Genomic DNA, 24,127 nt, shown 5'->3' with positions numbered 1-24,127 from the left:
CCGGGCCTTATTCTTTGTCTTACAAAAAGCTGAGCTGGTTGGTATCCGGCAGATCGCCCAAGGCGCCCACCGATTTCAGGGATTCCATCACCGCGGTGGATACGCCGCAGGCCTGCTGCAGCTCCTGGGCGGAGACGTACTCCTCCCCGTGGATGGTGGCATTCTCCAGCGCCATGGCCGCCGACTCGCCCACGCCTTTCAGGGCCATGAAGGGCAGGCGGACCTTGCCGTCCTCCAGGGTATACAGCTTGGCACGGCTCTTGCCCAGCTGGATGGGCAGGAACTCACAGCCCCGGGCCAGCATCTCGTTGACCAGCTGCAGCGAAACCTGGATGTCTTCGTCCTTGGCTTTCTTTTCCTCTTTAAGCCGGGCATTGACCTGCTGCAGGTGCTGCCAGGCCACCTTCTGGCCGCCGATGGCCGCCTCATAGTCGATGTCGTCGCCCCGGACGGTGAAGTACACCGCGTAGAACGCCGCCGGGTGGTACACCTTGAACCACATCAGCCGGATGGCCGCGATCAGGTAGGCCACTGCGTGGGCCTTGGGGAACATATACTGGATCTTGCGGCAGGAGTCCATGTACCAGTCCGGCACGCCGCACTCCTTCATCTTTTCCTCCGCGCCCTCCGGGAAGCCGTTCTTTGCCACCTTGCCCTTACGGGTAAGCTCCATGATATTGAAGGCCAGTTTGGGTTCCAGGCCTTTATGGAGCAGGTAGGTCATGATGCTGTCACGGCAGCCGATAACGTCGGAAATGGTGCACACGCCGTTTTTGATCAGGTCCTGGGCGTTGCCGTTCCACACGTCGGTACCGTGGGACAGGCCGGAGATCTGGATCAGGTCGCTGAAGTTCTTGGGCTGGGCCTCCAGCAGCATCTGGCGCACAAAAGGCGTGCCCAGTTCCGGGATGCCGAAGGTGCCGGTCTGGCTGTCGATCTGCTCCGGGGTAACACCCAGCGCCTCGGTGGAGGTAAGCAGGCTGATAACCCGGGGATCGTTCATGGGCACCTTGTCCATGGTGATGCCGGTCATGTCCTCGAAATACTTGTACATGGTGGGCACATCATGGCCCAGCTCGTCCAGCTTGAGCAGGGTGTCGTGCAGGTATTTGAATTCAAAGTGGGTGGTAAGAACGCCCTTTTCCTTGTCGTCCGCCGGGTGCTGGATGGGGCAGAAATCGTAGATTTCATAGTTGGAGGGCACGACCACCATGCCGCCAGGGTGCTGGCCGGTGGTGCGCTTGACCCCGGTGCAGCCCTGGGTCAGGCGGTTTTCCTCCGCGTGGTTCACGATGCGGCCCCGTTCTTCCAGGTATTTGCGCACATAGCCGTAGGCGGTTTTATCCTGCAGGCCGGACACGGTGCCCGCCTTGAACACGAACTCCTTGCCGAACAGTTCCTCGGTATACCGGTGCACATGGCTCTGGTATTCGCCGGAGAAGTTCAGGTCGATATCCGGTTCCTTGTCGCCGTAGAAACCCAGGAAGGTTTCAAACGGGATGTCGTGGCCGTCCACCTCCATGGGGGCGCCGCAGACGGGGCAATTTTTGTCCGGCAGGTCAAAGCCGTCGGCCACGCTGCCGTCGGTGACGAACTCGCTGTGCTTGCACTTGGGGCACAGGTAATGGGGCGGCAGGCTGTTGACCTCCGAGATGCCGGAGAAGTGGGCCACGGCGGAGGAGCCCACCGAACCACGGCTGCCCACCTGGTAGCCGTGCTCGTTGGAGTAGGCCACCAGTTTGACCGCGATCACATACAGCACCGCGTAGCCGTGGCCGCAGATGGAGTCCAGCTCTTTCTGCAGCCGCTTTTCCACCAGTTCGGGCAGCGGGTCGCCGTATTTTTCCTTGGCGTGGGTCCAGGTGGCGCTGCGCAGCTGCTCCTCCGCGCCCTCGATGGAGGGCGGATAGGTGCCTTTGGGGATGGCCCGGATGCTGCCGTCGATGCTGTCGGCGATCTTGTTCGGGTTGGTGACCACGATCTCAAACGCCTTTTTCCGGGGCAGATAGGAGAACTGGTCCAGCATATCCTCGGTGGTGCGGTAGAACAAGGGCGCCTGATTGTCCGCGTCCTTAAAACCGTTGCCCGCCTGCAGGATGGCCCGGTAGGTGGCGTCCTCCGGGTCCTGGAAATGTACGTCGCCGGTGGCGATCACCGGTTTGTGCAGCGCTTCGCCCACCCGGATGATGGTCTTGTTGAACTCCTGGATTTTTTCGATGGAGTCCACCATATGCTCCCGCAGCATATACTCGTTGTTGCCCAGAGGCTGGATTTCCAGAAAATCGTAGAACTCCGCGATGTTGCACAGTTCTTCAAAGCTCTGGCCCTCCACCACGGCGCGGTAGAGTTCGCCCGCTTCACAGGCGGAGCCCACCAGCAGGCCCTCCCGGTAGCGGTTGATCAGGCTGCGGGGCACCCGGGGCCGCTTGAAGAAGTATTTTACATGGGCTTCGCTGATGATCTTGTACAGGTTACGCAAGCCCTGGGAGGTCTGCACCAGCAGGATCAGGTGGTTGTATTTCTTCTTGAGCACGTCCCCGTTGCCGCCCAGTTCGGTGTTGATCTGGCGCACGTCGGAGATGCCCTTTTCCTTCATATCCGCCAGCATGCGGCAGAAGATGCGGGCCAGCGCGGCCGCGTCGTCCACCGCCCGGTGGTGGTTGAAGGGCTCGATTTCCAGATACTTGTTCACCGTGTCCAGCTTGTAGTTGTGCAGGCCGGGGTACAGTGCCTGGGCCATGGGCAGGGTGTCGATGTAGGCGTTTTCCAGCTCAAAGCCCGCCTCCTGGGCGGTTTTGCGCATGTACAGCATATCGAACCGGTGGCCGTTGTGGGCCACCAGAATCCGGTCGCCGGCAAACTCGGCAAACTGCTTGATGGACTCCACCGGGGTGGGGGCGTCGGCCACCATGGAATCGGTGATGCCGGTGAGCTCCACCACCCGGGGCGGAATGGGCTTGCCCGGGTTGACAAAGGTGCCGAACTGGCCGGTGACCTGGCCGTTTTCCACCAGCACCGCGCCGATCTCGGTAAGCTGTTCCTGCGCCGGGTTCAGACCGGTGGTCTCCACGTCGAACACCACAAAGCTGCCGTCCAGGCTGCCCGCCGCCTGGGCGCCGTAGACCACCGGCACCATGTCGTTTACATAGTAGGCTTCCAGGCCGTAGATCAGCTTGAAGTCCGGGTCGTTTTTCCGAATGGCATCGGCGGCCAGCATGGCCTCCGGGTAGCCCTGCACCACGCCGTGGTCGGTGATGGCGATGGCCTTGTGGCCCATCCGGTGGGCGGTGCGCACGATCTCGCCCGGGTCGCAGAAGCCGTCCATGCTGCTGAGCTTGGTATGCAGATGCAGCTCCACCCGTTTCTGGGGGGCATGATCCTCCCGTTTGCGGCGCTCCACCACCATCACATCATAGGGAATCAGCACATAGTCGCGCTCGTACTTGTCGTAGCTGCAGTCGCCCTTGATGACCAGGGTGGTGCCCTTTTTCAGCTCCTCCCACTTGCTGCAGTCCTCCCCTTCCTGGGCGCGGATCTTCAGATTGATGGAGCCGGTATAGTCGGTGATGGATACGATATAAATTTTGCGGAAGCTGCCCTTGACCTCGGTGGCAAACACATCGCCCCAGACCATGGTCTTGCCGCCCTCGCCGCCCAGCTGGATCAGCGGGGTAAGCTGGGCAGGCTTGAACTCCTTGCCATGGAAGATGCGCACCGGCTTGTCGGTAAGATCCAGGCCGGGGATGCGGGGCAGCTTCTTCTTGTCCTCTTTGAAGGTGGGCTCGGGCATCTTCTGGCGGATATGCTCCTCCCACTGTTTTTCCGACACAGAGGCCCCGCCCTCGAGACGCACCTCCGGCAGGTAGCCGGTGCGCTTTTCGATCAGCTCGGCCAGGCGTTTCGGGAACTGAATGGATTCCAGAAACAGGGTGCCGGTGGGAATCTTGAACAGGATCGCCCCGTTTTCCCAGGAGATCTGGGCCTTGTCCAGAAAGCCGTTGAGGGGCAGGTCCTGACGTTTCAGATCCTCTACCATGCCCCAGATCTCGGCCGGGGTGATGGCTTCAAAGGGAAAATGGCAGCAGCATTCCACCTCCATCCCGGCAAACAGCGGCTGCAGCGACGCGCCCAGGCGGGCACAGAGCGACCGGTCCACCGGGGCCGCGCTGTGCAGCCCCACCACCGCCCGGTTCAGCGGGCGGAACAGCTCCACCGACTGCACCGCCACCCCCGCAAAACTGCGGGAGAACTCCTCGTCGGAGGTAAACTGGGGCCAGAGCTCCGACACCAGACGTTCCATTCTTCCCTCCCCTTTCGTTTGGTCAAAAGTGCGCCCGGCCTGCCCGCGAAAGGCAATGCCCGGCGCACCGCTTGCTTACAGTTTATAGACCTCGTCCACCAGCTGGCCCACGATGTCGCCCCGCAGCATCCGGATCTTTTCGCCCCGGATAAAGAGCAGCGCCTCGTCCTTGCCGCCGGCAATGCCGATGTCCGCCTCCCGGGCCTCGCCCGGGCCGTTGACCACGCAGCCCATTACGGCTACCTTGACCGGCTTGTGATAGCCGCGCAGGCGTTCTTCCACTTCCTGGGCGATCTTGGCCACCGGGATGTTGGTGCGCCCGCAGGTGGGGCAGCTGATAATCTCCGGCCCGGCCACGGGATAGCCCGCGGCCCGCAGGATGTCGTAGCCTGCCTGGACCTCCTTTTCCGGCTCGTCGGTCAGGGAGACCCGCAGGGTATCGCCGATGCCCTGCAGCAGCAGCCCGCCAATGCCCATGCCGGATTTGATCAGGCCCATCCGGTAGGTACCCGCCTCGGTAACCCCCACGTGCAGCGGGTAGTCACAGGCTTCGCTGAGCAGACGGTAGGCCTCCATCATGGTGGGCACATTGCTGGACTTGATAGAGATAACAATGTTGTTGAAATCGTGTTTTTCCAGCAGGCGTACATGGTACAGGGCGCTTTCCACCAGCGCCTGGGGGGTGGGCGCGCCGTACCTGGCCAGGATCTCCTTTTCCAGGCTGCCGGCGTTCACACCGATGCGGATGGGGATGTTTTTGGCGTTGCAGGCGTTTGCCACCGCCTTGACCCGGTCGTCCGCGCCGATGTTGCCCGGATTGATGCGGATTTTATCCGCGCCCGCGTCCACGCAGGCCAGGGCGATGCGGTAGTCAAAATGGATGTCGGCCACAAAGGGGATGTCCACGGCGTTCTTGACCGCGTCCACGATCCGCACATCCTCCAGGGTGGGCACGCTGGCCCGCAGGATCTGGCAGCCCGCTTCGGCTACCCGCCTGGCCTGGGCCACGTTGCCCGCGATGTCGGCCACCGGCACGTTGAGCATGGTCTGCACGGCGATGGGATTGTCCCCGCCGATGCGCACCTTGCCGATCTGTACTTCCCGTTTACGAACGCGCTCCATAGTGTTTTACCTCCCCGGCCGGTCAGGCTGAAAACAGCAGGCGGCCAATATCGTTATAGGTTGCAAAGGCGATCAGCAGAAGCAGGCAGGCCATCCCCGCCAGGTTGACCCACATCTGGAACCTGGCCGGAATGGGCCGGCGGATAACCGCTTCCACCAGCAGAAACAGCAGCCGGCCGCCGTCCAGCGCCGGGATGGGCAGCAGGTTCATGATGCCCAGGTTGATGGTGATGAGGGCCAGCAGGCTGAGCAGTTCGGTCAGGCCCATGGCGGCTGCCTGGCCGATGGCACTGACGATGCCCACCGGGCCGGACAGGTCGTTGACGCTGGCATTGCCGGTGAACAGGTCCACCAGGCTGCGGAACACCAACCGTCCGTAATAGGCGGTATACTGCACCGACTGGTACAGCACCCCGCCCACCGTTTTTTCGGTGGCCAGCACCTTGAAGCCCATATCCAGGTAGGTGCTGCCGTCCTCAGCGGTGACGGTGGTCAGGGTCACGCCAGGCAGGCTGACCTTTTTGCCGTCCCGGATGACGACGAAATCGGCGGAACCGCCGCTGGCGCGCTCCAGTTCATAGACGATATCCGAAGCCACAAAGCAGCGGCGACCGTTGATGGAATAGATCTCATCCCCCAGCTGCAGCCCGGCGATCTGGGCGCCGGAGTTCTCGGTGATTTGGGCCACCTGCCGGGTGACCAGATAGTCCTGGCCGCTCAGCAGCACCACCAGCACCAGAAAGCCCAGGATAAAGTTCATGATGGCGCCGGCGGCCATCACCAGCGCCCGGCGGGGAATGCTGACCCGGTCAAAGGGTTTGCCGGTTTTCAGCTCGGCGGGCACATCGTCGGCAAGGGGGTCTTCCTCATCGCTGAATTCCCCCTCCATGCTCACGTAGCCGCCGATGGGCAGCGCCCGGATGCTGTACCGGGTACCGCCCCGGATACGGGAGAAGATCGCCGGGCCCATCCCGATGGAAAACTCGTTGACCTGAATCCCGCACCATTTGGCGGTAATGAAATGGCCGAATTCATGAAAAGCGATCACCAAACCGAATACCACCACGGCGGCGATCAGGGTTATCAATGCGGACATGGCATACTCTCACTTTCCCAGCCCCGGAGCCGCAATGCCGGGTGTTCTGTCAAATATGGGCCAGCACAAAGCTGCGGGCCATCCGGTCGCACTCGTATACGTCCGGCAGGGTATAGGTTCCTCCAAAGGATTCGCTGTCCACCACGGCTTCCACCAGGCGGCCGATATCCAAAAAGCCGATCTTGTCCTCCAGGAACAGCCGCACCGCCTCCTCGTTGGCGCCGTTGGCCGCGCAGGGGGCCAGGCCGCCCTTGGCGATGGCCTTTTTGCAGGCGGCCAGGCAGCGGAAGGTTTCCTCATCCGCCACGTCAAAGGTGAGCTGTTTGAGGGTGGTGAAGTCCAGTTCCGGGGCCGGGCCGGGCACACGCTCCGGCCAGGTGAGGGCATACTGGATGGGGATGCGCATATCCGGTACCCCCAGCTGGGCCAGCACCGAATTGTCGCTGAACTGCACCATGGAATGGATGATGCTTTGGCGCTGCACCACGATCTGGATTTTTTCCGGCGGCAGGCCGAACAGCCACACCGCCTCGATCAGCTCCAGGCCCTTGTTCATCAGGCTGGCCGAATCGATGGTGATCTTGGCGCCCATGTTCCAGTTGGGGTGCTTGAGGGCATCCGCCCGGGTCTTGCCCGCCAACTGCTCCCGCTTCATGCCGAAGAACGGCCCGCCGGAGGCGGTAAGCAGGATCTTGGTTAGGGTTTTGGCCGAGTGGGCGTCCTGCAGGCACTGGAAAATGGCGGAGTGCTCGCTGTCCACCGGCAGCAGGTGCACGCCGTTCCGGCGCACCGCCTCGGTGACCAGGTGCCCGCCGGTTACCAGGCTTTCCTTATTGGCCAGGGCCACGTCGTTGTGGCTCTCGATGGCGGCCAGGGTAGCGCCCAGGCCGGCAATGCCCACCACCGCGTTGAGCACCGCGTCCACCGGATGGCGGGCCAGTTCGATCAGGCCCTCCGGCCCGCGAAGCAACCGGGGCGGCGAAGGCATCCCCGCCAGCAGGCTTTCCATTTTATCGGCGGCAGCTTCGTCCACCACCGCTACCCAGTCGGGCTGGAATTCCTGCACCTGCTGCGCCAGCATCTCCACCCGGGAATTGGCAGCCAGGCCATGTACCCGGTATCCCTGCGCCCGGATCACGTCCAGGCTCTGGGTGCCGATGGAGCCGGTGGAGCCCAGCAATGTGATTGTCTTGCTCATTGTCTGCACCTCACTGTGCCACCCGGTAGAACAGCAGCGTGACCGCCAGCGTTACAAAGGGAGCAATAAACATTACGCTGTCGAACCGGTCCAAAATGCCGCCGTGGCCGGGGAAAATTTTTCCGTAGTCCTTGATGCCCTGCTGGCGCTTGACCACTGAGGCGAACAGATCGCCCAGGATACCCAGGCCGGAACCGATAGCGCCCATCACCGCGATAAGCAGATAGGTGCGCCAGGTAATCCCCACGCCGCTGAACATCAGGCTGTACAGCCCGCCGATCTGCTCATAGATAACGGTGATCACCACCGCCAGCAGCATGGAGCCGAACACCCCGCCGATGGCGCCCTCCACCGTTTTGTGGGGGCTGACCACCGGGGCCAGCTTATGCTTGCCCAGGAAACGGCCGGTAAAGTAAGCCGCCGAATCGCCGCCCCAGGCCATACCCAGGATCAGCAGGATAAAATAGATGGCGTCGCTGCCGTACTGTTCCATGGGAAGGAGATGCTTGAGGTAGACCAGCGAATAGAAACACAGGATCACCAGCCCCGAAAAGCAGACCACGCCGCTCATCCGGGCAAAATCCAGTTCCGCATGCCGCCAGAGCAGGCAGACGCACAGATACAATGCCACCAGCAGCGAGCAGGGCAGCAGCACGGCCCAGGCGGCCGGCATCGTGGACACCATCACCAGCACGGTATAGGGCACCAACGGTGCGAACACGATCCATTCACGGCGGCCAAAGCCAAAGGCGTGATAGATCTCCCACTCGGCCAGCAGACACACGGCGGCCACGATCAGATTGAACAGGACGCTGTCAAACAACACCAGCACCAGCGCCAGAACAACCAGCGCCACAGCAGATGTGATGATTCGCGTTTTCAAATAGGCTCCCCCACTTTCGGTATAGGTAGTATTTCCCGCATCAGATGCCGCCAAACCGGCGGGAGCGCCGGTTGAACTCCTCAATGGCAAGATCCAGGTCATGGCGGGTAAAGTCCGGCCAGAGCACATCCATCTCCACCAGTTCGGAATAGGCGGCCTGCCACAGCATGAAGTTGGACAGGCGCTTTTCCCCGCTGGGACGCAGGATGAAGTCCGGGTCTTTCTGACCGGCGGTATACATCCGGTCGCTGAGCAGCTGCTCGGTGATCTGCTCCGGCTGCAGGGTGCCCTGGCGCACCTCTTCCGCCAGCAGGCGGGCCGCCCGGGCAATCTCCTGCCGCCCGCCATAGTTCACCGCCACGTTCAGCACCATGCCGGTGTTGCGGGCGGTTCGGGTTTCGATCTCGTTCATTTTGCGCTGGTATTCCGCCGACAGGGCGGTGCGGTCCCCGAGAAAGACCACCCGGTTGTTTTCTTTTTCGTAGTCAAAGGCCTTGATCAGGTAATCCCCGAACAGACGCATGATCGCGCCCACCTCCTCGGCGGGACGGCGCCAGTTCTCGGTGGAGAACGCATAGAAATAGACCGAGGCCACCCCCAGCTCGTTGCAGTAGCGGGTGATATCCTGGAACACTTCCGCGCCCCGCTTGTGGCCTGCGGTGCGGGGCAGGCCCCGCTTTTTGGCCCAGCGGCCGTTGCCGTCCATAATAATGCCGATGCTTAAGCCCCGGGCAAAATCCGCCGCATGCTCCATGCTGCCAGCTCCTTTCGTTGCGGGACGGCTTCACATACAAAGCGCCGAGCACAAAGCAGGAAAGCGCCTCTGTGCGCGCCGTACCGCCCCGTATCGGGGCAATTTGTACCGCAGCGCCCCGGCGGGTTTCCTCCTCCATGCTCGGCCGTAAAGACCGTGCCCTTGTACTGTCCGTCAGCGGGAACGGTCAGATCTCCATGATCTCCCGGTTCTTCTCCTCGCAGACCTTGTCAATCTCCTTGACGGCCTTGTCGGTAGCCTTCTGCATCTGTTCTTCCAGCTTCTTCAGGTCGTCCTCGGTGACTTCGCCCGCCTTCTTGGCAGCCTTGAACTTATCCAGCGCGTCGCGGCGCACGTTGCGCACCGCCACCTTGGCCTCTTCGCCCATCTTCTGCACGTCCTTGGCCAGCTGCTTGCGCCGCTCCTCGGTGGGGGCGGGGAACACCAGACGGATCACACGGCCGTCGTTGGTGGGGTTGATGCCGATGTCGCTGGTCTGGATCGCCTTCTCGATCGCGCGCAGCAGCGAGGCGTCCCAGGGGGTGATGGTCAGGATGCGGGCTTCGGCTACCGCCACCGCCGCCACCTGCTGCACCGGGGTGGGGGTGCCGTAGTAGTCCACCGTCAGCTTATCCAGCACGGCGGGATTGGCGCGGCCGGCACGCACGGCGGCCAGCTCCTTTTCCAGATGGCGGATGCTCTGGGACATTTTTTCCTCGTAAACCTTGGTCATTTCGCTCATGTTGATTCTCCTTTTGTGATCAAAGTCGGTTGCGCGGTTCCGGTTTTACAGCAAGGGCGGCCGGATGCGCCCGTTTTGTCTTTTATTCCTGCACCAGGGTGCCGATCTCATCGCCCTGCACGGCACGGGCAATGTTGTCCGGGTCGCGCATGTCGAACACCAGCACCGGCATATGGGTATCCCGGCACAGCGCCGCGGCGGTGGCGTCCATCACGCCCAGCTTCTCCTCCAGCACCTTGCTGAAGGTAAGGGTGTCGTACTTCACCGCATCCGGGTATTTCTTCGGATCCTTGTTGTAAACGCCGTCCACCATGGTGGCCTTGAACATCACGTCGGCGCCGATCTCCGCGGCCCGCAAGGCAGACGCACTGTCGGTGGAGAAGAACGGGTTGCCGGTGCCGCCGCCAAACAGCACGATGCGGCCGGCTTCCAGGTTGCGCACCGCCTCGCCGCGGGTAAAGGGCTGGGCCACCTGGGGCATCGCCAGCGAGCTCATCACGCAGGTTTCCATCCCCTGCTGCTCCAGCGCGTCGGCCACCGCCAGGCAGTTCATGATGGTGGCCAGCATCCCGATCTTGTCGGCACAGGTACGCTCCATCTTGCCGCTGGAACGGCCGCGCCAGAAGTTTCCGCCGCCTACCACAATGCCGATCTGGGCCCCCAGATCCCGGGCCTGTTTGATGCCCCGGCAGATTGCTTCCAGGGTGGGCTCGTCAAAGCCGACGCCCTTGTCGCCGGCCAGGGCTTCGCCGCTGAGTTTGAGCAGAATCCGTTTGTATCGTATCGCCATACTTGTTCATCCACCGTTTCCTTGGATTTGATTTCTTTTATTTTACAATAAACCTACGACAAAGTAAACACCAAAACCGCACCGGGACGGCGCGGCATGCCAGGCAAAGAAAAAACGGGCGGGAACGATGCAACGTCCCACCCGTTCAAGGTGCTCATTTTTGCTGTGCAAACTCCCGCTGGACCATCCGGCGCATATCGTCCGCTTCCAGCATGGCGGACACCGGCGAGGAATGCAGCTCCCCGGCGGCATCCCAGCCGGAGGGAATCGTCAGTTCCGCGCTGGTCCCCTGCGGGCTGCCGGTAATATACATATGCCAGCCCAGCGCCTTGCAGAACTCCCGGCAGAGATACAGCCCCAGACCGCTGCCCCGGGTAGACGGCGGGGAAAACGGCTGTTCGCTGTTCAGCCGGTCAGCCAGCGCGGCGGGCAGGCCCGGCCCGTCGTCCCGCACCCGGAGAAGGTGCTTGTCTTCGCCGGGTTCCAGTTCCATCCAGACATGGCCCCGGGCGCCGCCGTGGTACACCGCGTTGGAAAGCAGGTTCAGCACCACCCGGTCGGCCAGGATACGGTCCGTCATGACCGCCAGCGACTGCGTCCCGGCGGAGAAAGCAAGCGCCACCCCCTGGCGTGCCGCGCAGGGCGCTACCAGCTGCGCCAGCCGTTCCAGGTGGGAGACCAGTTCCACAGCCTGCGGACGGACCGCTGCGCCGGCGCTCAGGCACTGGTAGGCGTCCAGAATATTTTCCGCCATACGGCCCAGCACCGCCGCGCTGTCCTGAATGCTCTGCAGCGCGTGTTCCTGCTGGGGGGTATAGCAGCCGGGGCTGCGGCGCGCGGCCTCGGCCAGAAATTCGGCGCCGGTAAGGATTACGTTCAGCGGGCTTTCCATATCCTGACAGAACCCGCTTAAAAATGCCTGCTCCCGGCGCTGCGCGTCCTGATCCTGTACGGTTTTGGGGTCGTCCATACTTCATTTCCTCCGCAAATACGCAGTATCACCCGCCCCGCGCCAGACCGGCCAGACGCTCCAGCAATGCTTTGCTGGTCATCCGTTTGCCGGGATGCTCCCGCCCGAAATGTTCGGCCATCTGACGATACAGCGGCGTATTCCGGGTTTCCAGGATTTTCAGCGCCCGCCGCATGCTGGTATCCACCGCGGATACACTGACGCTGCCAGCCTGGGCAGCGGGTATGTAGACCTCTTTGAGCAGCGCGAAATCGGGGCCGCAGGCCATGGCCGCCTGCAGACAGCAGCGGAAGCAGCTGTAAAAGCTGTCGCCGGGACGCAGGCCCATCCGTATGAGCCAGACGTCCAGCGGGTCCTGCCCGTCGGCCGCAAAGCTTTCGCATACATCCAGCGCGCGGCTGGCCAGGCGCTGCAGGGTGTAGGGCTTGACCAGATAGTAGTCCGCCCCGGCCTGCAGGCACCGCGCCTGCAGCGCGGGCAGCTCCGCGTCGAACACAACGATCACGCGGGGCGGGCAGAGCAGTTCCGCCTGCCCCATCGCCACCAGCAGTTCCCGGGCATCCATATCGCCCCGCAGTTCCAGCGAGGTAATCACCAGATCCACCGGACGCTCCCGCAGGGCGCTGAGCAGCACACTGCCCTCGGTGAATGTGCCCCGAACCGCAAATTCGGGACGCATGGAAAAGTAATCTGCCAGCAGGCCCAGCTGCTGCAGGTTGTTTTCCGCGAGATACAGGTCAAGTGCGGGCCACCGGCAATCTGTTCCGCCCATTCCTTTCGCGCCGCCTTTCCATCAGAATTTTTGCATCAGCTCGTGCAGCACGTCCTGCCAGTTCTCCAGCGGGACGGCGTTTTCATACAGACATTGAAGAAGCTGTACGGCGGCCAGCCTGTTCAGCGGACCGAGCACGCAGGAATCCGTGCGAACGCCCGTTTTCTGCCGGTACTCCAGACAAATGCGCCAATTCTGTGGTCCTTCCTGCCATAGAGCATACAACATTTTCCCCTCTGCCTGCAAGTGCCCCAGCGAAGAAAATGAGCGCACGAACCGACAAATCTCCTTTTCTTTCATCCAAAACAACTCCTGCCTCACATGGAATTTTCTTTGCAAGGTTCCCCTTCTGAGGATACCCCGGCCGCCGCCCGGCTGCAAGCAGAAAAAATCGTCTTTTTTCGTCACCGCTTTCCGCGCCATACCGCTTTCGCCCTTTTGCTGCCGGCATCAGAGGCGTACCGGGCGGCTGTTCCTGCCGCGAAATTTCCGCACAGGCAAAATTCTTTTTGGAAACCCCTTGACAAATTCTGCCGGATGCTTTATACTCATCAAGTGCCGTGGGCCTGTAGCTCAGTTGGGAGAGCGCTGCGTTCGCATCGCAGAGGTCAAGGGTTCGAATCCCTCCAGGTCCACCATGAAAATGCCCCGGTCGGTGACCGGGGCATTTTACATTTTCCGGAAGAAAGGCGGTTTTTATGGAATTCCAACGGATTGACCGGCGCAGCTGGCCCCGGGATGCGTGCTTCAACCATTACTTCCACGCTGTTCCCTGTACCTACAGCATGACGGTCAAGCTGGATATCACGCCGATCCGCTAGCAGGGCGTAAAGCTGTATCCGGCCATGCTGTACGCCCTCTGCACGGTGGTGAACCGCCACGCCGAGTTCCGCACATCCCTGGATGAGGCAGGCAATGTGGGAGTATTCTCCGACATGGTGCCCTGTTATACTATTTTTCATAAGGATACCGAGACCTTTTCCAATATCTGGACGGAGTACCATCCCCGTTTTTCGGAGTTTTTGCATGCGTATCAGCAGGACCTGCAGTGCTATGGCCAGAATCCGGGGCTGGAAGCCAAGCCAGGCACACCGGCCAACAGCTTTCCCGTTTCGATGATCCCCTGGACGACCTTTGACGGCTTCAACCTGAATCTCCCCAACGGGGCCGGGTATCTGCTGCCGATCTTTACCATGGGAAAGTTTTACCAGCAGGAAGACCGGTACTGGCTGCCGCTGTCTGTACAGGTGCACCACGGCGTATGCGACGGATTCCATCTGTGCCGTTTCATCAACGAACTGCAGGAACTGATCCGGCAGGAGGGTATTTTTGCGGCCGGTGAACCGGTGTAACCAGCCGGATTACAGGGCGGACGGAATAGGGCGGAGAAAAGTTTCATAACATTATAAAAGGCCATAAATCGTTTACGATTTTTCTCTCGACATCCGGCCGCCGGTTTGCTATAGTAGGGAAACACGCAGCAGCCAGACTCTTTGCAGGGATCTGCCCCATGCTGCCAAAAAGGAGAATGCTTCATGATCGTTCCTGTTCTGTTGTTTTGCGTAGGGCTGGTCTGCCTGATCAAGGGCGGCGACTGGTTTGTGGACGGTGCCACCGGCATCGCCCGCCGTTTTCATCTGCCCGAACTGCTGATCGGTGCCACCGTGGTCTCCATCGGCACCACCCTGCCGGAGGTTATGGTCTCCACCACCTCGGCGCTGGGCGGGCACGGAGAGATCGCCTATGGCAACGCCATCGGCTCGATTATCTGCAACACGGCCCTGATCGCCGCCCTCACCATTGCGGTTCGGCCCGGCAAGGTCGATCCCAAAAGCCTGCGCACACCGGTGATCTTCTTCTTCCTGGCGGCGCTGTTCTACGCGGGGATCGCCTACACCACCGGGTATTTCAGCCGGGCAGCCGGCCTGATCCTGCTGGCACTGTTTGTGGTGTACATGGTCATGACCGTGCGGCAGATGACCGCCAAACCGGCCGCTGCCGCACCAGAGGAACCGGCTGCTGAGACGGAACCGCTTTCCCGGGAACTGATTTTGCTGGTGGTAGGCGCGGTGTTGATTGCCATCGGCGCCAATCTGCTGGTGGACAACGGCACCCTGATTGCCCAGGCGCTGGGCGTGCCGGAATCGGTGATTGCGCTGACCTTTGTGGCGCTGGGTACTTCCCTGCCGGAACTGGTTACCGCTATCACCTCGCTTGTTAAAGGGCACAGCGCTCTCTCGCTGGGCAACATCATCGGCGCGAACCTGTTCAATCTGGTGCTGGTAAGCGGTGTGTCGGTGGCACTGGCCCCCTTCAGCATCCCCCAGACGGCCCAGATTGCCGGCCATAACGCCTCGCTGGTCATGGACATCCCGGTGATGTTCGCCGTAATGCTGCTGCTCACCGTGCCCGCCCTGTTGCGCGGCAAGCTGAGCCGGGTACAGGGAATCGTTCTGCTGGCCATCTACGCGGTATTCTGCGCGATCCAGTTCAGCATTTAATCTGTCAAAAACGGGCCGCTGTCGGAAAGGACAGCGGCCCGTTTTTTATGGCCAGCCCGGTTCCGGTGCGGGAAGCGCATCGGGCAATGCAGTAAGATAATACAGGCGGGCGGAATAGTCCGGCATGACCCGCACTTCCTCGTTGTATCCGGTTCCGGCAAACCGGGCTTTACGCCGCAGGCCAGCCTCCATGAGAAGGTCCCCGGCGGCCGTATAGCTCTCCTTTTCGGTGTCGAGCATATACCGGTCCGCCGCCGCGTGAACCAGCAGGCCACTGGTGTTGACGCTGACCGGCAGCACCGCATTGAGCAGGGTACCGAAATCCCGGATATCAATTTTCTGGGCGCGGGACTCCACCTGATACCGCCGGTTCGGGTCCAGGCCCGCCAGCCGCAGCGGCGGCGTTTCGCTGTTGGGCTCGATCCGGCCCACTGCGTCCAGCACCAGTGCTTCGGTTTTATCGTCCGACACCACCATCCAGGCGCACGACTCCCCGCCCGCCGCCGGCACAAAGGGCGATGCCAGCCGGTAAAGCTGACCGAACTGGAACAGCTTCCGGTGCTGTTTGTAGAAAGCGATCTGGGCCGCCACCACGCTTTTCTCGGCAGGGGACAGGCGGGTCACGTCCAGCTCATACCCCAATATGCCGAATGCCGCCACGTCAAAGCGGGCCTCCAGCTGGGAGGTGCGCAGGGTCTGGTGGTTGGGTGAGGCGGCCACGTGGCAGCCCATAACGCTTTGCGGATATCCGCCGCTGGTGCCGCTCTGGATCTTCATCCGTTCCCAGGCATCGGTGTCGTCGCTGGTCCAGATTTGCGGCATATAGCAGAGCATTCCCAGATCAAACCGGTTGCCGCCGCTGGCACAGCTTTCAAACAGAACCTCCGGATAGCTGCCGGTGACCTGTTCCAGCACCCGGTACAACCCCTGCATCCAGCAGAGACTGAACTGCCCCTGTTCTGCCAGCACCGGGCTGTAGCAGTCGGTCATATGCCGGTTCATGTCCCATTTGATATACCGGATAGGCGCGGAATCCAGCAGCGCATTCAGCTGGCCGATCAGGTAGTCCTGCACTTCGGGGCGGCACAGATCCAGCACCAGCTGATGGCGGCTGAGAGCGGGCGAAATTCCCGGCGTCTGCACCGCCCAATCCGGATGGCTGCGGTAGAGCTCGCTGTCCGGGCTGACCATCTCCGGCTCCACCCACAGGCCGAACGCCAGCCCCAGATCGTTCAGTTTACGGCCAAGACCCGCCAGTCCGCCGGGCAGCTTTTTGCTGTTGACCGTATAATCGCCCAAGGAACAGGTGTCCGAATCCCGTTTGCCAAACCAGCCGTCATCCAGCACAAACAGCTCGATCCCCAGCTTTTTGGCCTCTCTGGCCAGGCGCAGCAGTTTTCCCTCGTTAAAGTCAAAGTAGGTGGCCTCCCAGTTATTGAGCAGAACCGGACGGGGCCTGTCGGCCCAGGGGCCGCGCACAATATGCCGCTGCACGAACCGGTACAGGTTCCGGCTGACGCCGCCGGTTCCCTGCCGGGAAAAGGTGAGGACGGCTTCCGGGGTATCCAGCATCTCGCCGGGGGCCAGCGTCCAGCTGAAGTGCTCCGGCTGGATGCCGGACAGCACCCGGGTCTTGCCATAGGGGCCGGTCTCCACCCGTTCCAGATGGCTGCCGCTGTAGATCAGGTTAAAGCCGTAAACCCGGCCGGAATCCTCCCCTGCCCCCGGCTCTGCCAGCTGGAAAAAGGGATTGCAATAGTGGGAAGAGTTGCCGGTGCGGCTGCCGAACTCCCGCACGCCTTCGGTAAGCGGCGCAGCCTGTGGACGGCGTTCCCGGGCCCAGGCGCCGGTAAAGGTGGTAAGGGTATACTCCCTGCGGGGCAGATCCAGCTGGCTGCTCAGGCACCGAAGAATGGTTACCGGGGCATCACCGGTGTTGCGCAGCCGCAGCCGACGGGTAATTACATCACAGGCCGGGTACAACGTGTAGATCAGCTGCGCTTCCAGGCCCTTTGTGGTGGTAAAGGTGCTCACCAGGGTCTCCGCACCGCCCCAGGCGGCGGGCAATCCCGCGGGCGGCAGCGGTTCTTCCCGCTGTTCCGCCCCGCAAAAGGCCCAGTCACAGACGGAGCTGCCATCGGCAAACCGGGCGCTGACCATGCCCATCCGGAAGTCCCCACGGCCATCCGGGGTAAGTTCCAGGCAAAGGTGCAGCAGCGAGTCCGGTTCCGCACCGGCCACCACCACATCCGTGCCATACCCTGCGCCTGTTTTTTCTCGCAGGGCCGGCACATCCGGCTGGATCTTCGTACCATAATGCAGCGTCTCCAGCAATGCACCCCGGCGCGCCATGTAATACCCGGTATGATCGGTTTCCAGGCAGATCAGATCTCCGTCAAGCCGGATCATTGCTCCCGCCTCTCTTTCAGTTCAGCCGCAATACGGCGGTTCATCTCCTCGGTCAGGGCGTATTTTTTGCGGAAATAGAAGATGGAAACCAGCAGGCCGGCAATCGGCACCAGAATCATCAGCACCCGCAGCCCCAGCAGGGTACCCGCCGTCTGAACGGCGGCCTCGGTATCCAGGCCGATCAGGTCAATGCCCACGCCCGCCACCAGCACACTGATCGCACTGGCCAGCTTGACCACAAAGGTCTGCATGCTGAAGATCACGCTTTCGTTGCGGCGTCCTGTCTTCCACTCACCGTAGTCCACCGAATCCGCCAGAAATACGGTGGTGAGCACGGTGGCCAGGCCAAACCCGATGTAGATGATAAAGGCGGCCAGCCCCAGCAGCGGAACGTTGGAAGAGCCCAAACTGCCCAGCACAAACAAAAACGCGTAGCCGAAGATGGTCACTCCGATTGAGCCGGTCAGAATCGTCTTGCTGCTCCAGCGACGGCGCAGTACCGGCAGGCTGACCATGCTCAGAATCTGGCCCACCCCGCCGATGGTGCCGAACAGGCTGTACAGGTCACTGTTTCCGATATCATATTTGAAGAAATACAGGGCCAGCTGGGTGGTCAGGTACAGGGAGGCGTTGAACAGGATAATCCCCACAACCACCACCATGGCCTGGTCGTTGGCAAGCAGGGCGCCGAACATCTCCCGCATGGTGGGCGCTTTGCCGGCCGGGATGGCTTTTTCCCGGATGCCCAGCACGCAGATCAGTTCTGTAATCACGAACAGTACCGCGATAGCAGCAGCAAACAGTGCAAATCCCTGTCTTTCGCTGCCGCCGATCCGCACCACAATCAGCATGGTAAGTACGGTGGGTATCGCATAACCGACCGCGGCACTGGTACGGCCGATGACCGACAGGTTTTCCCGTTCCCGGCCTGCGCTTGTCAGCGCGGGGATCATGCTCCAGAACGGGATGTCCATCATGGTATAGGTCACGCCCCACAGTACATAGGCCACCGAGGCGTAGACCAGCACGCCGGTTCCGGTAACGCTTTCCGGCATGGCAAACATTCCGTACAAAACCAGTGCATTGGTCACCGTACCGGTGAAGATCCAGGGACGATACCGGCCAAAGCGGGTATTGGTTTTTTCTACGATGACCCCCATCAGCGGATCATTGAAGGCGTCAAATACCCGTGCTGCCATCATCATGATACCGGTAAAGGTACCGCTGATCCCCAGTACTGTGTTGTAATAGTACAGAATAAACCCGGATACCAGGGCGTAGACCATGTCTTTGCCCACAGCGCCGATTCCAAAACTAATTGTTTGCCGCATCTTGTGTTGCATCACAATCCCCCTCTTTCTGAATCGTAAAGTTCAGGGTTACCGGCTCCATCCCGGCAGCTTGTAAGGTCAGGGTCGCCTGCCCCGCCCGGCCCAGCGTGCGCAGATAGGTTCCGGTCATACCGCCCTCCAGCGGAAGCGCCGACGGGCCAATCAGTTCCGCGTCCCCCTCCACCGTCAGGGTCACGGCCCGGCTGGCAAAAGGTGCCAGACAGCCATTCTGATCCACCGCCCGGATACGTACGGTGGCCATGTCCCAGGTATTTCGCTCGGTCAGGATCTGTGTATCCGAGCGGACTTCCAGCCTGATTCGCTGCACCGGTTCCCGCACCTGCTGTGCAACCGGCTGGCCGTTCCGGATTGCTTCAAACCGCCAGCTGGTAGCAATTTCGCCCCAGCCGGCCACGTATTTGCCAAACAGGTCCACCGCCTGCTGATAGGTAAGCCGGTTTATCAGCATGAGTTTAGCTGCCAGCAGCAGAATCCGCGGCGGCAGTGCGCCGGTTCCATATTTGGCCGCCGCCAGCAAGCACTGCCGAAGCTGCTTGGCCACCGAGGGAGAAAAGCCTTCTTTTTCCTCCAGCAGGCTGCCGATCCGGTCGTCAATCGGGATGGGCGGATGCTCCATATGCGGGTATTCTTTTCCGGGGAAGAACTCCCGCACAAATTCTCCGTTCTTGTACAGGCGAATCGAATCCGCATTGGTAAACGCATATATGGTTCCCAGATCCCCGGCCGGATGTTCTCCGATATCCATGGTGCTGCTGATTTCCAGAACGGTATCCCTCCTCCCCTCTGCGGCGTATACCGCCGCGGCGGGTTTCGGATTCCGGAACATGTCCAGAACGCCATGGTAGCATACCCGGTCACCGCTGCCGAAGTCCTGGTGCGTGTTATAGTCAAACATGCACCAGCCAAAGCACCCGGCAATATCCGTCTGTGCCGCTACGGCATCCAGCACACGGGCGTGGCGCAGGGCATGCTCCAGCCGTTTGCCTTCCCAGTCACCGCTCTTGGTGGGGAACATGTGTCCGTTGTATTCCGAAACCAGATACCCTTTGCTTGTATCCGGCGTAACCTTTCGTTTTGGATCACAGCCCCTGTTTGTGCCGTTGTGGACAAAATCGTTATAGGTATACACATCCTCCAGCAGATGGCTTTTGGGAAAATTGCGCACGCCGCCGGTGGGACGGGTGGGATCCAGCTGATGGGCCATCGCGTTGGTACGCTGATAAAAGGCATCGTCATCGGCGCTTTCGTTGATCCGGACACCCCACAAAAAGATGCTGGGATGATTGCGATACTGCAGCACCATCTCTTTTACATTCTCGACTGCCTGATCTTTCCAGGCTTCGTCCCCGATATACTGCCAGCCTGGAATCTCTGTAAAGACCAGCAGCCCCAGCTCATCGCACCGATCCAGAAAAGCATGGCTTTGCGGATAATGGCTGGTACGCACGGCGTTGCAGCCCAGTTCATATTTCAGGATCTCTGCGTCCAGCGCCTGCGCGCGATCCGGTACCGCATAGCCCATATACGGCCAGCTTTGGTGACGGTCCAGGCCGCGCAGTTTGATTTTCTTCCCATTGAGATACAGGCCGTCTGCCCGGAAATCCACCGTGCGGAAACCAAACCGCACCGTCTGCTCATCCATCAGGCGATTGTCGCGCCACAGTTCCAGTCTGGCCGTACACAGACGCGGCGCATCCGTGCTCCAGAGCGGTACGTTTGGAAAGGAGGTGGTAAGGGAAGGAACAAAGGGCTGTTCCGTTTTCCAGAGTTCTGCGCCGTGATCGTCAGTTACCCGGACCCGGAGCGTACAGCCATCCGCATCCACTGCTTCGGACGACACGGAAAACACACCGTCCGCACTGCCATTCACAAACACATTCTCCAGCATGGCAGGACCGCGCACCTCCAGCGTTACCTCTCGGTACAGGCCGCCGAAGGTCATATAGTCGATTGCTTTGCCGAAAGGCGGAATGTTCAGTGTTTCCCGGCTGTCTACCCGCACCAGAATGAGGTTCTCTTCTTCAAATCGAAGGTGGTCTGTTAAGTCTACCGTGAACGCCGTGTATCCGCAGGAGTGGGTGTACAGGGAAACGCCATTCAGGAACACCTCTGCCTGATGAGCTGCTGCGCCAAAACGAAGTTGTACCCGACGCCCCCGCCAGGCAGCCGGTGGTGTAAGAATGTGCAGATAGGCACTCTCCCGCTGGTAGTCCTCTTCCGGGGAGTAGTTCGCCTGCAACATTGTAGTGGTATGCGGAATACGGACAACCTCCAGTGTATCCGGCAACGAGCCGGGTTTCGCCTGGCGCAAATCATCCGAATAGCACGGGGTAAAAAACCAATTATCATTCATGGGATACTGCATAGGTCAGGTCCTCCGTTCAATTCCTTTCATCAGCACATCCATCATGGCATCCAGTGCCTGCTGATAGCTCATTCCGCTCTCTGGAAACGCCGGAGCTGTCAGGAAGTATTCCATACTGCCGATGACCATTCCCTGAAAAACCGGCAAAGAAAACGGTTCCAGTTCACCCTCGTCAATGCCCTGCTGCAGCAGAGCCAGTGTGGGCTCCCAACCGGTTTCCAGATGGCGGCGAATACAGCGATAGACAGCAGGATATTTCTCCGCTACAACCTCCACCCGGTACCAGTTCACCTTCTGATACTGCTCCGGCAATACGATAATCAGCCGCCGGATCTTTTCAGTCAATGAGAGGGCCGGATCCTGCAAAATTCGTTGCTCGCATTGCTTGATCTGGGTAAAACCATGCTCTGCCACCGCTAAAAGAAGCTCTTCCTTACTTTCAAACATTTGATACACGGTTTTTTTGCTGATACCCAGGGAAGCGGCCAGTTCACTCATGGTAAAGTGCGTACCTTGCTCCGAGACAAGTTCCATCGTTTTCTCCAGGCAACGCTCATAAAGTTCCATGCTTCGCAGGCCTCCTTTCTGTTTTCGCCCTTTAGGAAACCAGATTTCAATTTTTAGTTTCCATTTGGTTTCATTATACTGTGGCACCACCAAGCTTGCAATCCGGCAAAAAAAATTCATCGCTTCTTGCCAAAAAGCGATGAATCGATTTGTTTATATTGCCAGGATCATACTTAAAAAAGATTCGGGCCAAAGAACTCTTCAAAAGCCTGTAATTCATCTCTCGGACGCAAACCTGGTGCGCTTCCAGACGAGGCCGTTAAGACCGACCTTCCGGTGGAAGGTCGGTTAGGCCGAGAGTCCCTGCGAGCTGAACCGGAGCGCGCAGCGCGAACGGTGAAGCCGCCCGTCATCCGTCCGCCGCAAGCCTGGTGCGCTTCCAGACGAGGCCGTCAAGACCGACCTGCCGGTGGAAGGTCGGTTAGGCCGAGAGTCCCTGCGAGACGAACGCGAGCCACAGGCGAAGCGTGAGTCCGCCCCACGGGAAACGACCAGTTTCCCGTGGGGGAAGCAGCACCAAACAAAAAAAGCCACCCAAATTGGGTGGCTTTTTTATTTGGTGCGCTTCCAGGGACTCGAACCCTGGGCCCGCTGATTAAGAGTCAGCTGCTCTACCAACTGAGCTAGAAGCGCATATGGTGACCCGTGGGAGAATCGAACTCCCGTTTGCGGCGTGAGAGGCCGCCGTCTTGACCGCTTGACCAACGGGCCATATGTGCCGTACGGTGTTACCCGTACGGCTTTAAAAGAGAAAGCCGGCGCCTACCTATTTTTGCGGGTCGTCTCCAACCAACTATCTTCGGCACGACAGAGCTTAACTACTGTGTTCGGAATGGGAACAGGTGGGACCTCTGCGTCATCGGCACCGGCCGTATATGCTAAACCTCGTTCAGCCTGGCCTAACATATTCTCTTTTGGTGAAAGCGCGATGCGCCTTCAAAACTGAACAGCAAGTTCTGCTTGGCAACTGGAGTACCTTCTTAGCCTTTGTGGTCAAGCCCTCGACCTATTAGTACACGCTGGCTGAACGTGTCACCACGCTTACACCTTGTGCCTATCAACCTTGTAGTCTTCAAGGGGTCTTACCTGATTGACTCAGTGGGATATCTTATCTTTGGGCCGGCTTCACGCTTAGATGCTTTCAGCGTTTATCCGATCCGCACATAGCTGCCCAGCTGTGCCACTGGCGTGACAACTGGTGCACCAGAGGTGCGTCCATCCCGGTCCTCTCGTACTAGGGACAGATCCCATCAAATATCCTGCGCCCACGACAGATAGGGACCGAACTGTCTCACGACGTTCTGAACCCAGCTCGCGTACCGCTTTAATTGGCGAACAGCCAAACCCTTGGGACCGAATACAGCCCCAGGATGCGATGAGCCGACATCGAGGTGCCAAACCTCCCCGTCGATGTGGACTCTTGGGGGAGATCAGCCTGTTATCCCCAGGGTAACTTTTATCCGTTGAGCGATGGCATTTCCACTCACATACCACCGGATCACTAACTCCAACTTTCGTTACTGCTCGACCCGTCGGTCTCGCAGTTAGGCTGGCTTTTGCGTTTGCACTCTCTTGCTTGGTTTCCGTCCAAGCTGAGCCAACCTTTGAACGCCTCCGCTACGCTTTAGGAGGCGACCGCCCCAGTCAAACTGCCCACCTAACAATGTCCCCCGACCCGATTCAGGGCCGCAGGTTAGAATTCCAATATCGCAAGGGTGGTATCCCAAGGTCGGCTCCGCAGCAGCTGACGCCACTGTTTCCTAGCCTCCCACCTATCCTGTACATACAATATCGAAACCCAATATTAGGCTACAGTAAAGCTCCATGGGGTCTTTCCGTCTTGTCGCGGGTAACCGGCATCTTCACCGGTACTACAATTTCGCCGGGCGGGCTGTTGAGACAGTGCCCAAATCATTACACCATTCGTGCGGGTCAGAACTTACCTGACAAGGAATTTCGCTACCTTAGGACCGTTATAGTTACGGCCGCCGTTTACTGGGGCTTCAGTTCTCTGCTTGCACAGATCCCCTTAACCTTCCAGCACCGGGCAGGTGTCAGCCCGTATACGTCATCTTTCGATTTAGCACAGACCTGTGTTTTTGCTAAACAGTTGCTTGGGCCTATTCTCTGCGGCTCATCTCTGAGCACCCCTTCTCCCGAAGTTACGGGGTCAACTTGCCGAGTTCCTTAACAACCCTTCTCCCGTTGGCCTTAGAATCTTCTTCCTACCTACCTGTGTCGGTTTGCGGTACGGGCGCCTGACAAATACACATGGCTTTTCTCGCCTCTCTCCATGCTGGACTTCG

16 protein-coding genes, 3 tRNA genes, 2 rRNA genes and 1 pseudogene are annotated in these 24,127 nt (G+C 60.1%); 3 read left to right on the top strand and 19 right to left on the bottom strand.

Translation table 11 applies throughout. From position 1 onward, the window contains the following. Nucleotides 1-19: 19 nt before the first annotated feature. The 11 genes from B5E65_RS00110 to B5E65_RS00060 form a co-directional block, all read right to left on the bottom strand. Nucleotides 20-4,300 (bottom strand): PolC-type DNA polymerase III, encoded by a 4,281-nt coding sequence (locus B5E65_RS00110; protein WP_087169751.1) that lies wholly within the window; start codon nucleotides 4,298-4,300, stop codon nucleotides 20-22. A gap of 75 nt (nucleotides 4,301-4,375) precedes the next feature. After that, complete coding sequence (gene ispG / locus B5E65_RS00105) at nucleotides 4,376-5,422, bottom strand: flavodoxin-dependent (E)-4-hydroxy-3-methylbut-2-enyl-diphosphate synthase (protein WP_087169750.1); 1,047 nt, start codon at nucleotides 5,420-5,422, stop codon at nucleotides 4,376-4,378. Between the two features lie 22 nt (nucleotides 5,423-5,444). After that, nucleotides 5,445-6,518 (bottom strand): RIP metalloprotease RseP, encoded by a 1,074-nt coding sequence (rseP, locus tag B5E65_RS00100; RefSeq protein WP_087169749.1) that lies wholly within the window; start codon nucleotides 6,516-6,518, stop codon nucleotides 5,445-5,447. A gap of 49 nt (nucleotides 6,519-6,567) precedes the next feature. Beyond that, nucleotides 6,568-7,716, bottom strand: a complete 1,149-nt coding sequence (gene dxr / locus B5E65_RS00095) for a 1-deoxy-D-xylulose-5-phosphate reductoisomerase (protein WP_087169748.1) — start codon at nucleotides 7,714-7,716, stop codon at nucleotides 6,568-6,570. A gap of 10 nt (nucleotides 7,717-7,726) precedes the next feature. Then, nucleotides 7,727-8,599, bottom strand: coding sequence for a phosphatidate cytidylyltransferase (locus B5E65_RS00090; RefSeq protein WP_087169747.1), 873 nt, complete (start codon nucleotides 8,597-8,599; stop codon nucleotides 7,727-7,729). A 40-nt stretch (nucleotides 8,600-8,639) separates the two neighbouring features. Then, entirely contained in the window at nucleotides 8,640-9,353 is a 714-nt protein-coding gene (gene uppS / locus B5E65_RS00085) for a polyprenyl diphosphate synthase (RefSeq protein ID WP_087169746.1), read from the bottom strand. 187 nt (nucleotides 9,354-9,540) lie between these two features. Beyond that, entirely contained in the window at nucleotides 9,541-10,095 is a 555-nt protein-coding gene (gene frr / locus B5E65_RS00080; RefSeq protein WP_087169745.1) for a ribosome recycling factor, read from the bottom strand. Nucleotides 10,096-10,177: 82 nt separating this feature from the next. Further along, nucleotides 10,178-10,885 carry a UMP kinase gene (gene pyrH / locus B5E65_RS00075; RefSeq protein ID WP_087169744.1) on the bottom strand — a complete coding sequence of 236 codons (708 nt, stop codon included), beginning with the start codon at nucleotides 10,883-10,885 and terminating at the stop codon, nucleotides 10,178-10,180. Nucleotides 10,886-11,039: 154 nt separating this feature from the next. Beyond that, nucleotides 11,040-11,855: a sensor histidine kinase gene (locus B5E65_RS00070; RefSeq protein WP_087169743.1), complete on the bottom strand. Its 816-nt coding sequence runs from the start codon at nucleotides 11,853-11,855 to the stop codon at nucleotides 11,040-11,042. Between the two features lie 28 nt (nucleotides 11,856-11,883). Continuing rightward, the gene (locus tag B5E65_RS00065; protein ID WP_087169742.1) at nucleotides 11,884-12,627 is read right to left on the bottom strand and encodes a response regulator; all 744 of its coding nucleotides are present in this window, start codon (nucleotides 12,625-12,627) and stop codon (nucleotides 11,884-11,886) included. 21 nt (nucleotides 12,628-12,648) lie between these two features. After that, on the bottom strand, nucleotides 12,649-13,050 hold the full coding sequence (locus tag B5E65_RS00060) for a hypothetical protein (RefSeq protein WP_087169741.1): 402 nt from the start codon (nucleotides 13,048-13,050) through the stop codon (nucleotides 12,649-12,651). Between the two features lie 139 nt (nucleotides 13,051-13,189). On the opposite strand from B5E65_RS00060, the gene B5E65_RS00055 reads away from it, so the two are divergent. From B5E65_RS00055 to B5E65_RS00045, 3 genes and pseudogenes are all read left to right on the top strand, one after another. Next, nucleotides 13,190-13,265 (top strand) — tRNA-Ala (locus tag B5E65_RS00055). Between the two features lie 60 nt (nucleotides 13,266-13,325). Continuing rightward, nucleotides 13,326-13,979 (top strand): annotated as a pseudogene (catA, locus tag B5E65_RS00050) (type A chloramphenicol O-acetyltransferase). A gap of 183 nt (nucleotides 13,980-14,162) precedes the next feature. Beyond that, nucleotides 14,163-15,128, top strand: a complete 966-nt coding sequence (locus B5E65_RS00045) for a calcium/sodium antiporter (protein WP_087169740.1) — start codon at nucleotides 14,163-14,165, stop codon at nucleotides 15,126-15,128. A gap of 45 nt (nucleotides 15,129-15,173) precedes the next feature. Here the strand turns inward: B5E65_RS00045 and B5E65_RS00040 are convergent, their stop codons facing one another. The 8 genes from B5E65_RS00040 to B5E65_RS00005 form a co-directional block, all read right to left on the bottom strand. Continuing rightward, nucleotides 15,174-17,537: an alpha-galactosidase gene (locus B5E65_RS00040; RefSeq protein WP_087169739.1), complete on the bottom strand. Its 2,364-nt coding sequence runs from the start codon at nucleotides 17,535-17,537 to the stop codon at nucleotides 15,174-15,176. Then, nucleotides 17,534-18,880: a glycoside-pentoside-hexuronide (GPH):cation symporter gene (locus B5E65_RS00035; protein ID WP_087169738.1), complete on the bottom strand. Its 1,347-nt coding sequence runs from the start codon at nucleotides 18,878-18,880 to the stop codon at nucleotides 17,534-17,536. Before B5E65_RS00035 ends, B5E65_RS00040 begins: the two co-directional genes overlap by 4 nt. Further along, nucleotides 18,852-21,254, bottom strand: coding sequence for a glycoside hydrolase family 2 protein (locus B5E65_RS00030; protein ID WP_087169737.1), 2,403 nt, complete (start codon nucleotides 21,252-21,254; stop codon nucleotides 18,852-18,854). The genes B5E65_RS00035 and B5E65_RS00030 overlap by 29 nt, the downstream gene beginning before the upstream one ends. 3 nt (nucleotides 21,255-21,257) lie before the next feature. Further along, nucleotides 21,258-21,821: a TetR/AcrR family transcriptional regulator gene (locus tag B5E65_RS00025; RefSeq protein WP_158098467.1), complete on the bottom strand. Its 564-nt coding sequence runs from the start codon at nucleotides 21,819-21,821 to the stop codon at nucleotides 21,258-21,260. 557 nt (nucleotides 21,822-22,378) lie between these two features. Next, nucleotides 22,379-22,454 (bottom strand) — tRNA-Lys (locus tag B5E65_RS00020). Between the two features lie 3 nt (nucleotides 22,455-22,457). After that, nucleotides 22,458-22,532 (bottom strand) — tRNA-Glu (locus tag B5E65_RS00015). Nucleotides 22,533-22,574: 42 nt separating this feature from the next. Then, nucleotides 22,575-22,691 (bottom strand): 5S ribosomal RNA (rrf, locus tag B5E65_RS00010). Between the two features lie 119 nt (nucleotides 22,692-22,810). Next, nucleotides 22,811-24,127: ribosomal RNA gene (locus B5E65_RS00005) — 23S ribosomal RNA — on the bottom strand; the annotation flags it as partial.

This window comes from Gemmiger sp. An120 (assembly GCF_002160955.1).
GTDB classification, from domain to species: Bacteria; Bacillota; Clostridia; order Oscillospirales; family Ruminococcaceae; genus Gemmiger_A; species Gemmiger_A avium.
This window is presented reverse-complemented; position numbering and strand designations above follow the sequence as displayed.

Coding starts and splice junctions, on each gene's coding strand:
- ispG (WP_087169750.1), bottom strand. CDS start 5,422: ATGGAGCGCGTTCGTAAACGGGAAGTACAGATCGGCAAGGTGCGCATC.
- B5E65_RS00060 (WP_087169741.1), bottom strand. CDS start 13,050: ATGGCGCGGAAAGCGGTGACGAAAAAAGACGATTTTTTCTGCTTGCAG.
- pyrH (WP_087169744.1), bottom strand. CDS start 10,885: ATGGCGATACGATACAAACGGATTCTGCTCAAACTCAGCGGCGAAGCC.
- B5E65_RS00035 (WP_087169738.1), bottom strand. CDS start 18,880: ATGCAACACAAGATGCGGCAAACAATTAGTTTTGGAATCGGCGCTGTG.
- B5E65_RS00040 (WP_087169739.1), bottom strand. CDS start 17,537: ATGATCCGGCTTGACGGAGATCTGATCTGCCTGGAAACCGATCATACC.
- frr (WP_087169745.1), bottom strand. CDS start 10,095: ATGAGCGAAATGACCAAGGTTTACGAGGAAAAAATGTCCCAGAGCATC.
- B5E65_RS00025 (WP_158098467.1), bottom strand. CDS start 21,821: ATGGAACTTTATGAGCGTTGCCTGGAGAAAACGATGGAACTTGTCTCG.
- dxr (WP_087169748.1), bottom strand. CDS start 7,716: ATGAGCAAGACAATCACATTGCTGGGCTCCACCGGCTCCATCGGCACC.
- rseP (WP_087169749.1), bottom strand. CDS start 6,518: ATGTCCGCATTGATAACCCTGATCGCCGCCGTGGTGGTATTCGGTTTG.
- uppS (WP_087169746.1), bottom strand. CDS start 9,353: ATGGAGCATGCGGCGGATTTTGCCCGGGGCTTAAGCATCGGCATTATT.
- B5E65_RS00030 (WP_087169737.1), bottom strand. CDS start 21,254: ATGCAGTATCCCATGAATGATAATTGGTTTTTTACCCCGTGCTATTCG.
- B5E65_RS00070 (WP_087169743.1), bottom strand. CDS start 11,855: ATGGACGACCCCAAAACCGTACAGGATCAGGACGCGCAGCGCCGGGAG.
- B5E65_RS00045 (WP_087169740.1), top strand. CDS start 14,163: ATGATCGTTCCTGTTCTGTTGTTTTGCGTAGGGCTGGTCTGCCTGATC.
- B5E65_RS00065 (WP_087169742.1), bottom strand. CDS start 12,627: ATGGGCGGAACAGATTGCCGGTGGCCCGCACTTGACCTGTATCTCGCG.
- B5E65_RS00110 (WP_087169751.1), bottom strand. CDS start 4,300: ATGGAACGTCTGGTGTCGGAGCTCTGGCCCCAGTTTACCTCCGACGAG.